This is a genomic window from Streptomyces sp. LARHCF249 (assembly GCF_052871255.1).
In genome coordinates, this window is the sequence record NZ_JBIXJQ010000005.1 from 667,728 (window position 1) to 679,910 (window position 12,183).

The 12,183-nt window shown below is 72.8% G+C and carries 10 protein-coding genes; 7 read left to right on the forward strand and 3 right to left on the reverse strand.

The annotated features are described in order from the left end of the window. Positions 1-5 precede the first annotated feature (5 nt). The 3 genes from ACIPUC_RS17830 to ACIPUC_RS17840 all read left to right on the forward strand — a co-directional run bounded on the left by ACIPUC_RS17830 (position 6) and on the right by ACIPUC_RS17840 (position 3,453). Complete coding sequence (locus ACIPUC_RS17830; protein ID WP_446590409.1) at positions 6-2,069, forward strand: SpoIIE family protein phosphatase; 2,064 nt, start codon at positions 6-8, stop codon at positions 2,067-2,069. Positions 2,070-2,161: 92 nt separating this feature from the next. Further along, a complete protein-coding gene (locus tag ACIPUC_RS17835) occupies positions 2,162-3,022 on the forward strand; it encodes an Fpg/Nei family DNA glycosylase (protein WP_446590411.1) in 861 nt (286 codons plus the stop codon). Between the two features lie 26 nt (positions 3,023-3,048). Next, positions 3,049-3,453, forward strand: coding sequence for a hypothetical protein (locus tag ACIPUC_RS17840; RefSeq protein WP_446590412.1), 405 nt, complete (start codon positions 3,049-3,051; stop codon positions 3,451-3,453). A 32-nt stretch (positions 3,454-3,485) separates the two neighbouring features. Here the strand turns inward: ACIPUC_RS17840 and ACIPUC_RS17845 are convergent, their stop codons facing one another. Both ACIPUC_RS17845 and ACIPUC_RS17850 read right to left on the reverse strand, forming a co-directional pair. Next, positions 3,486-3,986 carry a hypothetical protein gene (locus ACIPUC_RS17845; protein ID WP_446590414.1) on the reverse strand — a complete coding sequence of 167 codons (501 nt, stop codon included), beginning with the start codon at positions 3,984-3,986 and terminating at the stop codon, positions 3,486-3,488. A gap of 202 nt (positions 3,987-4,188) precedes the next feature. Then, the gene (locus ACIPUC_RS17850) at positions 4,189-4,728 is read right to left on the reverse strand and encodes a sigma-70 family RNA polymerase sigma factor (protein WP_446590415.1); all 540 of its coding nucleotides are present in this window, start codon (positions 4,726-4,728) and stop codon (positions 4,189-4,191) included. Between the two features lie 286 nt (positions 4,729-5,014). On the opposite strand from ACIPUC_RS17850, the gene ACIPUC_RS17855 reads away from it, so the two are divergent. The 3 genes from ACIPUC_RS17855 to ACIPUC_RS17865 all read left to right on the forward strand — a co-directional run bounded on the left by ACIPUC_RS17855 (position 5,015) and on the right by ACIPUC_RS17865 (position 10,537). After that, positions 5,015-6,208 (forward strand): CapA family protein, encoded by a 1,194-nt coding sequence (locus ACIPUC_RS17855; protein ID WP_446590416.1) that lies wholly within the window; start codon positions 5,015-5,017, stop codon positions 6,206-6,208. Positions 6,209-6,279: 71 nt separating this feature from the next. Continuing rightward, complete coding sequence (gene lysX / locus ACIPUC_RS17860; protein WP_446590417.1) at positions 6,280-9,582, forward strand: bifunctional lysylphosphatidylglycerol synthetase/lysine--tRNA ligase LysX; 3,303 nt, start codon at positions 6,280-6,282, stop codon at positions 9,580-9,582. A 70-nt stretch (positions 9,583-9,652) separates the two neighbouring features. Then, a complete protein-coding gene (locus ACIPUC_RS17865) occupies positions 9,653-10,537 on the forward strand; it encodes a polysaccharide deacetylase family protein (RefSeq protein WP_446590418.1) in 885 nt (294 codons plus the stop codon). A 22-nt stretch (positions 10,538-10,559) separates the two neighbouring features. Here ACIPUC_RS17865 and ACIPUC_RS17870 read toward each other — a convergent pair whose 3' ends face one another. Beyond that, positions 10,560-11,222, reverse strand: a complete 663-nt coding sequence (locus tag ACIPUC_RS17870) for a class F sortase (protein ID WP_446590420.1) — start codon at positions 11,220-11,222, stop codon at positions 10,560-10,562. A 363-nt stretch (positions 11,223-11,585) separates the two neighbouring features. Between ACIPUC_RS17870 and ACIPUC_RS17875 the strand changes: the two genes are divergently transcribed. Then, the gene (locus tag ACIPUC_RS17875; RefSeq protein WP_446590422.1) at positions 11,586-12,113 is read left to right on the forward strand and encodes a hypothetical protein; all 528 of its coding nucleotides are present in this window, start codon (positions 11,586-11,588) and stop codon (positions 12,111-12,113) included. Positions 12,114-12,183 lie beyond the last annotated feature (70 nt).

The window sequence follows — 12,183 nt, forward strand, 5'->3', positions numbered from 1 at the left end:
GGCCCGTGTGTCATGGTGGACCGGTGCCGAGCTCCGTATCGCTGCCGGACGACTGGCCCGCGCACCCGGACCGGTCGCTGGCACTGAACCGCATGGGCAGTTTCGACTGGGACCTGGTCACCGGGCTCATGCACATGGACGAGGCGGCACTAGACGTCTTCGACACGGCGCCCCACGCGTACGACGGACGGCCCGAATCCCTGTCCCCGCGCGTGCCGCCCGCCGAGGCCGCCCGGCTCGACGCCCTCGTCTCCAGCGCCCTCAAGAGCAGGGAAGACAGTTACGGCGCCTACTTCCGCATCCGCTGCCACGACGGCCGGCTGCGCTGGACGCACACCCAGGGCCGCGTCATGCGCGGCCCGGACGGGCGCCCGTACCGGATCATCGGCATCGTCCGGGACGCCACCGAGGAGCTCAGCCACTCGGCGGAACGCCTCGGCCTCGACGAGGAGCGGCGCCGCCAGACGTCGGTGGTCGAGAGCACCACCGCCGCCCTCGCGCACGCCCGGACCGTCCAGGACGTCATCGACGCGCTCGGTGACGCCCACGGCCTGGAACGCCTCGGCTCGATGGGCATGGTGATGGGCCTGGTCGAAGCCGGGCGGATCCACCTCGTCGCCGAGGGGCCGGAGGGCAGCTTCGTGCCCGGGACGCGGTACACCCGCATAGACGAGCAGTACCCGATGAGCGAGGTCGTCCGCTCGCTCCAGCCGCGGTTCCTCGACTCGGCGCAGGAGTTCGCGAGGGGCTATCCCTCGCTCTGGTCGAAGATCGAGTACATGCGGATCTCTGCGGCCGCCTATCTTCCGCTCATCGCCCAGGCCCGTCCGATCGGCGCGATCGGCCTGCTCTACCAGGACAAGGACGGCTTCACCCAGGACGAGCGGAACCTGCTCGTCGCCCTGGGCAGCAGCATCGCGCAGAGCCTCCAGCGGGCCATGCTGCTGGAGCAGGAGCACGACCTGGCCGAGGGCCTCCAGCAGGCCATGCTGCCGAGGAGGATCCCTTCGGTGCCGGGAGCGGAGATCGCCGTACGGTACCGCTCCGCACGGATGGGCCAGGACATCGGCGGCGACTGGTACGACGTCATCCCGCTGCCCGGCGGCCGGGTCGGCGCGGTCATCGGCGACGTCCAGGGCCACGACACGCACGCGGCGGCCGTCATGGGCCAGCTGCGCATCGTGCTGCGCGCGTACGCCGCCGAGGGCCACTCGCCGGCCACCGTGATGGCCCGGGCCTCCGTCTTCCTGCACGAACTGGACACCGACCGCTTCGCGACCTGCACGTACGCGGAGGCCGACCTGTCGACGGGGGTGCTGCAGCTGGTCCGCGCCGGCCACATCGACCCGCTGCTGCGCACCCGGAGCGGGGACTGCCACAGGCTCCCGGTGGCGGGCGGGATGCCGCTGGGCCTCTCGGCGGAGTTCGGCCGCCTGGAGTATCCGGTGACCACGGTGGAACTGGACCCGGGCGAAACGATTCTGCTGTGTACGGACGGCTTGGTGGAGCAGCCCGGCGCCGACCTCGACGACGGGATCCAGCTGCTCACCTCGCTGGTCCGCGGCGGCCCCGCGGACCTGCAGCTCCTCGCCGACCGGCTGTGCGGGGTCGTCGACGAGCGGGGCGGGGACGACGACATGGCGCTGCTCCTGCTGCGCCGCCAGGTGGAAGACTCCCCGCAGGGCGGCGGCCGGCTCCAGCAGCACGTGGCGCCGGGGGACCCGGAGGCCCTGGTGGCGGCACGCCACATGATCGGGGCGGCGGTGCGGGCGTGGGGCGCCCGGGAACGGGCCGACGAGATCGAGCTCGTCGCGGACGAGCTGATCGTGAACGCCCTGATGCACACGGACGGCCCGGCGATCGTGACCCTGCGGGTCCTGAGCGGCCCCGAACGGCGCCTGCGGGTGGAGGTGGAGGACCGCTCCAGCGCGCTGCCGAGGCGGCGCGAGGCCGGGGAGTCGGGGGTGTCGGGGCGCGGGCTGATGCTGGTGGACCGGCTGGCGGACGTGTGGGGCGTGGAGCCGCGGGGGAGCGGCAAGTGCGTGTGGTGCGAGTTTGCCGTGGGCTGACGCGGGGACGGGCCCGGCGGAGCGCGGGCCAGGGCCCGCCGGGCCGCCGTGCCCGGTTCGCGTTCGTGCCCCGGCGGGGGCAGGCTGGGACCATGCCGGAGCTGCCCGAGGTCGAGGCCCTTCGGGAGTACCTCGACGAGCACCTCGCGGGGCGGGTGGTGGAGCGCGTCCTCCCGCTCGCGGTGAGCGTGCTCAAGACCTACGACCCGCCGCTGACCGCCCTCGAAGGGCAGACGGCCGGTGCCACCGCCCGGTACGGCAAGTTCCTGGCCCTGCGCATCGGCGACCTCCACCTCGTCACCCACCTGGCCCGCGCCGGCTGGCTGCGCTGGCAGGACACCCTGTCCGCGCAGCCGCCGCGCCCCGGCAAGGGGCCGCTCGCGCTGCGCGTGGTCCTGGCGGGCGGCGGCGGCTTCGACCTCACCGAGGCCGGGACCCAAAAGCGCCTCGCGGTGTACGTCGTACGGGATCCCCAGGACGTGCCCGGCATCGCCCGCCTCGGCCCCGATCCGCTCGGCGGGGCCTTCGACCGGGACGCCTTCGCCGCCCTGCTCGAGGGGGAGCGGCGCCAGATCAAGGGCGTACTGCGCGACCAGAGCGTCATCGCCGGGATCGGCAACGCCTACAGCGACGAGATCCTGCACCGCGCCAAGGTCTCGCCCTTCAAACTGGCCGCGTCCTTCGACGAGGAGCAGACCACCCGGCTGTACGCGGCCGTCGAGGACACCCTGCGCGAGGCCGTCGCCCGGGCGCACGGAGTGGCTGCCGGACGGCTCAAGGCCGAGAAGAAGAGCGGGCTGCGGGTGCACGGCCGGGCCGGGGAGCCGTGCCCGGTGTGCGGGGACACCGTCCGCTCGGTCTCCTTCGCCGACTCCTCCCTCGAGTACTGCCCCACCTGCCAGACCGGCGGGAAGCCGCTCGCGGACCGGCGGCTCTCGCGCCTCCTCAAATAGCGGGGCGCTGCGTAGACTCCGGCTCCATGGCCGAGGAGCAGCAGCCGCCGCCGCCGAGGCGCGAGATCGTCACCGGGGTGCCCCGGGGCACCCGCCGCCGGCCGCCCGCGCACACCCCGGCCCGTTCGGAGATCTCCGAACAGACCACCCTGGGCGCCACCTACGTACGGGCCCTCATGCGCAGCCAGCTGCGCGCGGGCCTGTGGGCGCTGGGCGCACTCGCGCTGACGGTCGGGACGCTCCCGCTGGTGCTGCTGCTGCCGCGCGCGGCGTCCGGGCCGCTGGTGTGGGTGGCGCTGGGCCTGCTGGTGTACCCGGTGATGTGGCTGATCGCCCGCTGGTACGTGCTGTGCGCCGAGCGCAACGAGGCCGATTTCACCGGGCTGGTGATGGACCCGGCCGAGGCCCCGGGGCCGCGCCGCCCCGCGTAGCCTCCTCGGCTTGGCGAGGGCCCGGGCGGCCCTCAGAACAGGTGCATGGCCAAGTGGCCCAGCGGCAGTCCGAGTTGCCAGGCCGGGGTCCACACCCGCGCGTTCTCGTCCAGCCCCGGCGGGGTGTCGGCGTGGCCGTGCCGTCCGGGGTCGAGGTTGGTGGCGAACAGCTCCGTGCGGTCCAGCCAGCGCCAGGCCGCCCGGGCCAGTTCCAGGTCCGGGTCCCCGGCGCGGCCGCGCTCCCGGGCCTCCTCGCCCAGCGCGAGGAACCGGGTGTGCACCCAGTCCCGCCACGGGTGGCCGTACGCCGTCAGCGAGAGCCACTCGTCGAGCTGCGAGACCACCCGGATGCCGGACAGTTCCCCGGCCGCGTCCGACAGGTAGATCGTCAGCGCGAGCGTGTCCCGCCCGGCCCGGAACTCCAGGGTGCTGACCGGGATCAGCCGGCCCGTGCGCAGCAGTTCGTCTGCGATGTACTCGGCGTAGAGCCAAGCCATGGGCACCGCGAGCCCGCCGTCACTGGTGCCGTTCATACCCTCGGGCTGCACCGTTCCACCTTCTCCCGCGCGTGAGCGTCCCACCGTCAGTCCTGAGCCTTCACCGAGCGGCTCGCCGAGCGGGGGATGTTTACTCAACTTGAACGGTCTGATGCCTCATTCCATGCGGTTTGTGTCCGGTCCGCGTGCATTCGAGGCACGTCCTCGCCCTCTTTGCCGGGACCGCGGCCGCGCGGGCTCAGGCGCCGAGGCCGTACCCGTACCCCTGGAGGTCCTTGCGCAGGGCCCGCAGGGCGTAGTACGTACGGGATTTGACGGTCCCGGCCGGTATGCCGAGCTCGGCGGCGGCCTCGGCCACCGAGCGGTCCCGGAAGTAGACCTGCATCAGCACCTCGCGGTGCTCCGGGCCCAGGGAGCCGACGGCCCGCCGGACGTCGATCGCCGTGACCGACCCGGCCACCGCGTCCTCGGGAGCGGGTGCCTGCTCGAGCCCCTCGGGGTCCACCTCCTGCGGCCGTGACAGGCGGGCGCGCCGTGCGTCGATCGCGAGCCGCCGGGCCACCGTGAACAGCCAGGGCCGCATGGACTCGTGCTCGCTCGACAGGACCTCGGGGTGCTGCCAGACCCGTACGAGGGTCTCCTGCACGAGGTCCTCCGCGCGCTGGGCGTCCCCGGCGGTGAGCCCGACCAGGAAACCGAACAGGGCCCGTCCGTGGTCGCGCTGGAGTTCGGCCAGCGTCTCGGGGTCGGTACGCCGAAGGGTGGGGGAGAGCGGCACGAGGGGCTCCTTCCGGGGGGTGTGGAGGTCCGTGGGGGAGGTCGATGCCTCACCCTGACCTGCACGGAGCCCCGACGGGAACCGTTCGGTCCGGGCGGTGCGCCCAAGCACCCGGGTCATCCGGTGGGCGGCCGGGCCGGGCGGTGAACGGTCGAACGGCGCGGCGAACGGCAGCCGATCGAGTGGGCGCGTGTCGGGCGGACGGATCCGTTCCTTGACTCTTGGCGTCTTGTCATATGGATTACGAAAGGTCCGATAGTCGTATTAATGAGAGCCGGGGTTCGAGATGACCAAGCACCCCCGACGGCCCGCCGCCCTCCTGTCGGCCCTCCTGCTGTCGGCCGCCGCCGGCTGTTCGGCATCGGGGGAACCGGCAACGGCACGCCTCGGGGAATCCGGCGGACCGGCTGCCTCCAGCGCCGCCGGGTCTCCCGCCCCCCAGGGGTTCACGCTGGTCGCGAGCGGCGACGTACTGCCGCACACCTCGGTCATCCAGCGGGCGGCGAAGGACGCGGACGGCGACGGGCACGACTTCCGGCCGATGTTCTCCGGCGTCAAGCCCCTGGTCTCCGGCGCCGACCTGGCCCTGTGCCACATGGAGACCATCTACGGGGAGGAGGGCGGGCCCTTCTCCGGCTACCCGGCCTTCGTCTCCCCGCCGAGCGTCGCCGACGCGCTGAAGGACACCGGGTACGACGGCTGCTCCACGGCCTCCAACCACACCCTGGACGACGGGGCCGACGGGCTGCGCCGCACGCTGGACCGGTTCGACAAGGTCGGCCTGAAGCACGCCGGCTCGGCCCGTACGGCGGCGGAGGCGGCCACGGTGACCACGTACACGACCGGCTCCGCCAAGGTCGCGCACCTCGCGTACACGTACGACACCAACGGATACCCGATGCCGCAGGGACAGCCGTGGGCGGTCAACCTGATGGAACGGGAAAAGATCGTCGCGGACGCGCGGGCGGCCCGGAAGGCGGGCGCGGACGTGGTCCTGGTCAGCCTGCACTGGGGCACGGAGTGGCAGACCGACCCCGACGAGAAGCAGCTCTCGCTCGGCAAGGCGCTGACCGCCTCGCAGACCGGCGGACGCCCCGACATCGACATGATCCTCGGTACGCACGCGCACATCCCGCAGCCCTACGAGAAGGTCAACGGGACGTGGGTCGTCTACGGCATGGGGGACCAGGTCGCCGGCGAGATGTTCAACTACTCGGGCGCCCGGGACATGCGCGGCAACTACGGCTCGATCGGCCGTTTCACGTTCGCCCCGCCGGCCGCCCCCGGACAGCGCTGGCAGGTCACCAAGGCCGAGTTCGTCCCGCAGATGATGGACCTCTCCATCGGCCGGGTCGTCAACCTCCCGGCCACCCTCGCCGAGAACCCCGACCAGGACGAGTACGAGACCGCCCGGGACGCCATCACCGAGGCCGTCCTCAGCCGGGGCGCGGCCAAGGACGGCCTCACCATGGCGAAGTAGCGCTCACGGCGCTTCGCGTGGCCGACGGGCTCGGCGCGCGGACCGCCGCCGTCCTCCCTACAGTGCGAACCATGAGTGCCACCGTGGAGCAGACGCGCGGAACCCGGAACCGCTTCCTGAACCGGGTGCCCGACGGATTCGGCGCGTTCTTCGGGACGCTCGGTCTGCTGTGCGCCCTGCTGGCGCTCTCCCCGACGCTGCGGCGCCTGCTCCGGCACGTCGTCCGCTTCCTCGACCTGGTCGTCGTACCGGTCAGCGCCAACCTCGCCTACGCCGTCTTCCTCTTCCTGCTCGCCGCGGCCCTCGGCACGCGCAAGAAGGTCGCCTGGTGGATCGTCGTCACCTATTTGGCCCTGCTCATCCTCGACGACGTGGTCGACATCGCCGTCGGCGACTACTGGATCGGCTTCTCCTCCCTGGCCCTGGCCGCCGCCGCCATGGGACTGCTGATCGCCGCCCGCAACGAGTTCTACGCCGCCTCCCGGCCCGGGGCCCTGTGGCGCGCCCTGATGGTGCTCGGCCTCGGCCTGCTCGCGGCCGTCCTCGCGGGCTGGGGGCTCGTGGCCCTCTTCCCCGGCACCCTGCCCAGGGGCCAGTGGCTGGACTGGGCAGCCAAGCAGGTCTTCGGCGGCCTCTTCTCCGCCCGCGAGTTCGACGGCCGCCCGCCCCGCCCCCTGTACTTCCTGCTCGGCCTGTTCGGCGCCCTCGCCCTGCTGAACGCCGCCGCGACGCTCTTCCGCTCCCAGCGCCTGACCGCCGCCCTGCACGGGGACGAGGAGCCCCGCATCCGCGCGCTCCTCGGCGCCTACGGCCGCAACGACTCCCTCGGCTACTTCGCCACCCGGCGCGACAAGGCCGTCGTCTTCGCACCCAACGGCATGGCCGCCGTCACCTACCGTGTCGAAGCCGGCGTCTGCCTCGCCAGCGGAGACCCGGTGGGCGACCCCGCCGCCTGGACCCCGGCCATCGACGCCTGGCTGGCCGTGGCCGGCCGCTACGGCTGGCAGCCCGCCGTCATGGGGGCCTCCGAGGAGGGCGCCACCGCCTACGCCCGCTCGGGACTCAGCGCCCTCCAGCTCGGCGACGAGGCCATCCTGCACGTCGCCCGCTTCGACCTCGACGGCCGCGACATGCGCGTCACCCGCCAGGCCGTCAACCGCGTCAAGCGCACCGGCGCCACCACCCTCATCCGCCGCCACTCCGCCCTCTCCGAGGACGAGATGCAGATGATCGTGGACCGGGCCGACCGCTGGCGCGACACCGAGACCGAGCGCGGCTTCTCCATGGCCCTGGACCGGCTCGGCGACGCCGCCGACGGAGACTGCCTGCTGGTCGAGGCCTTCGACGCCCAAGGAGAGCTGATCGCCCTGCTCTCCTTCGTCCCGTGGGGCAAGGACGGCATCTCCCTCGACCTGATGCGCCGCGACAGCGCCGCCCCCAACGGGGTCATGGAGTTCATGGTCGCCCAGCTGTGCGCCGCCGCCCCCGGCCTGGGCGTGCGCAGGATCTCCCTCAACTTCGCCGTCTTCCGCTCCGCCTTCGAGGAGGGCGGCCGGATCGGCGCCGGCCCCGTCCTCAAACTGTGGCGCAGGCTGCTGCTCTTCTTCTCCCGCTGGTGGCAGCTGGAGGCCCTCTACCGTTCGAACGTCAAGTACGGCCCCGAGTGGTACCCGCGGTTCCTCTGCTACCAGGACGCCGGCTCGCTCGCCCGCGTCAGCCTCGCCTCCGGCATCGCCGAGGGCTTCGTCTCGGTGCCGAGCCTGCGCACCCTGTGGGGCAACGGGCACCCCAGGGGCCTCACCGCCCCCGCCACCACCGAGGGACTGCCCTCCATCGCCTCCCTGAACCTGGACGCCGCGGGGGAGAAGGCCTCGGCCGCGCAGACCGAGCGGCTGCCCGAACAGGTGCGCGTGCGCCACGACAAGATGGAGCGCATCCGGGCCGCCGGCACCGACCCGTACCCGGTCGGCATCCGTCAGCGCACCCACACCGTGGCCGAGCTGAAGAACGCCCTCCCCGACCACCCGCCCGGCACCCGCTCCGGGAAGCAGGCCACCCTCGCCGGACGCGTGATGGTCGTACGCGACCTCGGCGGCGTGGTGTTCGCCGTCCTGCGCGACTGGTCGGGGGACGTGCAGCTGATGCTCACCCGTGACGAGGCCGGCGGCGGCGTACTCGACTCCTTCACCTCCCAGGTGGACTTCGGCGACCACGTGGTCGCGACCGGCGAGGCCGGCACCAGCAAGACCGGCGAACCGTCCCTCGTCGTCCGGTCCTGGCAGCTCACGGGCAAGTGCCTGCGCCCCCTCCCCGACAAGCGCAAGGGCCTCGCCGACCCGGAGGCCCGCGTCCGGCGCCGCTACCTCGACCTCGTCGCGAGCCCCGAGGCCCGGGACGTCGTACGGGCCCGCTCCAGCGCGGTGCAGGCCCTGCGCCAGGGGCTGCTGGAACGCGGCTACCTGGAGGTCGAGACCCCGATGCTCCAGCAGATCCACGGCGGCGCCAACGCCCGCCCCTTCCGCACCCACATCAACGCCTACGACCTGGACCTGTACCTGCGCATCGCGCCCGAGCTGTACCTCAAGCGGCTGTGCGTCGGCGGTATGGAGAAGGTCTTCGAGATGGGCCGCACCTTCCGCAACGAGGGCGTCTCCTACAAGCACAACCCCGAGTTCACGATGCTGGAGGCCTACCAGGCCTTCGCCGACTACGACGTGATGCTCGACCTCACCCGCGAGCTGATCCAGGGCGCCGCCACCGCCGCCTACGGCTCGCCCGTCGCCCACAAGGCCGGACCGGACGGGAAGCTCGTCGTCCACGACATCTCCGGGCCCTGGCCGGTCAAGACGATGTACGGGGCGATCAGCGAGGCGCTCGGCGAGGAGGTCGACGCCGACACCGAGGAGCACGTCCTGCGCAGGCTGTGCGACCGGGCGTCGGTCCCGCACGCCCCCGACGACACCCGCGGCGACGTGGTCCTGGAGATGTACGAGCGGCTGGTGGAGGAGCGGACCCAGCTGCCCACCTTCTACAAGGACTTCCCGACCGACGTCTCCCCGCTCACCCGCCAGCACCGCAAGGACCCCCGGCTCGCCGAGCGCTGGGACCTGGTGGCCTTCGGCACCGAACTGGGCACCGCCTACTCGGAGCTGACCGACCCGGTCGAGCAGCGCCGCCGGCTCACCGCCCAGTCCCTGCTGGCGGCCGGCGGCGACCCGGAGGCGATGGAACTCGACAACGACTTCCTGGACGCGCTCGAGTACGCGATGCCGCCGACCGGCGGCCTCGGCATCGGTGTGGACCGCCTGGTCATGTTCCTCACGGGCCTGACGATCCGCGAGACGCTCCCGTTCCCCCTGGTACGGCGCGGCTGATCGGGTGAGGGGGGAGGGGCGCGTCCGCGCCTCTCGACATCCGCGGCGATGTCGTTGATACGTAGTAGTAATGAAAAATGACGAGCCGACAGTAGGGCGACGCGCGCTCCTGCGTACCGCCGTCTTCCTCGGAGTCGCGGCCGCCGCCGGACTCATCGACGCGGGCGGCGAGGGCGGTACGCCCCTGCCCGCCCCCGGCACCGCCCCCGCCGCCGGGCCGGGGCCGCACCCGGCGGGGGGACCCCCGGGGATGCTCCCCGACGGGACACTCGAGAAGTCCTACCGGCTGCGGCCGATGACCGCCGAGGCCCCCGCCCGCCCGCCCCTCGCCAAGCCGGCCGTCCGGAGCCGCCCCATCCTCGAACTCCCGGCCGGGGCCGCCACGGCGAACTCCATGCTGCTCACCTTCGACGACGGCCCCGATCCCCGCTACACCCCCGGGATCCTCGACACCCTCTCCCGGTACGGGGTGCGCGCCGTGTTCTTCGTCTGCGGTGAGATGGCCGCCGAGAACCGCGACCTGCTGCGCCGGATGGCCGCCGAGGGCCACGTCATCGGCAACCACACCTGGACCCACCCGCTCATCCCCCGGCTCAGCCGGCCCGCCCTCGTCTCCGAGATCGGCCGCACCAGCGAGGTCGTCCAACGGACCGTGGGCGAGGCCCCCGTGTGGTTCCGCGCACCGTTCGGGGCCTGGAACCGGGCCGCATTCGAGATCGGCGCCGAACTCGGGATGGAGCCGCTCGCCTGGACCGTGGACACCCTGGACTGGAAGGAGCCGGGCACCACCACGATCATCTCCCGGGTCCTGGCGGGCGCCGGGCCCGGCGTGATCGTGCTGTCGCACGACGCGGGCGGCGACCGGTCGCAGAGCGTCCAGGCGATCGGCTCCTACCTGCCCCAACTGCTCGCGCGCGGCTACCGGATGACCCTGCCGACGCTGCCGCCCCGCTAGAACTGCGGCGAGGCGGCGGCGCTCAGCGGGTCTCCACCATCCGGGCGAAGACGACCACGTTGCCCTCGTAGCCCCGGGACTTCGAGTAGCCGCCGCCACACGTGATCACCCGGAGTTCCGCGTGCCCGGTGTCCCCGTACACCCGGGCTCCGGGGAAGGCGTCCTTGGAGAACACCTCCACGCCGTACACCTCGAACACCGCCGTGCGCCCGTCGTACCGCTCCACCTCGACGTGGTTGCCCGGCTTGACCGAGCCGAGGCCGTAGAACACCGCCGGGCCCTGCTCGTTGTCCACGTGGCCCACGATCACCGCCGAGCCGCGCTGGCCCGGCGCGATGCCGTTGAGGTACCAGCCGGCCAGATTGCGGTCCTGCGGCGGCGGGGCGTCGATCCAGCCCTCCGCGTCCAGCCCGACCGTCATCACCGGAGCGTCCACGTTGATCGTGGGGATCCGGATGCGCTGCACCGACGAGTGCTCCAGCATCTCCAGGCCCGCCGGAGCCGCCGGAGGGTTCGCCGGCAGCTGGTCCGCGGTCACCGCGACGGCAGAGGCCGCGGTGGGCTGGGGCGGCCCGTCGTCGATGCCCACACCGTTCCGCACCATCGCGAGGCCGGTGAGCATGACCAGGGCGAGCACGCCCCACGGTGAGAACTTGCGTGACTGCCCGGTCTCGTCCTCGCCCATCGTTCTCCCTTCCCGACGCGGGGGTCCCGACCCGCGATCCTGTCCCACCCCTGTACGCCCTACTTCACGCACGTTAAGGCCGCCCCGGCAGGACGGCGAGAGGGGAAGGGCGAACGGGTGGCGCGGCCGGGAAGGGGCCGGAAGGGGTGCGCCCATCCAGGTAATCGTCACATAAATGCCTGACGGGTCGTGACCTGCGGATCCGTCAGCTCGGGTGCCCGCGCTTCGGCGTGTCGCTCAACCGAGCGGCCCAAAGGCGGAAATGCGGAGGTTGCGGGCCGCCCCGAGGGTTCGAGATGGGAGGCGTTCTCGTCGATCATCCGGGGCCGACGCTCCGGGGCGCTTTCCGCTGGAGGTTCCACCATGCGTGTTCTGCGCGCTCTCACCGTGGCGGCGGCAACCTGCGCCGCGATCGGCCTCAGTACCCCGTTCGCCTCTGCGAACACCTCCCCGTTCGGCGGGGACGTCGGCCGCGGCGGGGACGGCGGCCGCGGCCCGAGCAACGTCTCGGTCAACCCGTTTGCCGTGCACCAGGGTTCCACGATGCAGGTGAGTGCGGCGGGCTGTGGTCACGGCGGTACCGTCACCTCGCACGGCAACTTTCCGCCGGCCAACCTGTCCGCGGGGTCGATCGGCTTCGCCACCGTCCGGATCTTCAACCACGCGTCTCCGGGCACCCACACGCTGTCGGTCAAGTGCAACGACAGCAGCCTGGTCGCCACGGCCCGCTTCAGGATCCTCGAGGGCCGGCCCTCTCAGGGCGGCATCGGCGGGTCGCTCGGCCCGTCCACCGCCGAGACCGCCATCGGCGCGAGCCTCGTCGGCGCGGCGGCCCTCGGCGCCGGTGCCCACGTGCTGCGCCGTCGCCGCCCGATCCGCGGCCGGGTCTGACCGGCCGACCTCCCCGGTCAGTCCCCTCGGGGGTGTCTTCCGGGAACGCACCCCCGCCGCCGGGGGGGGG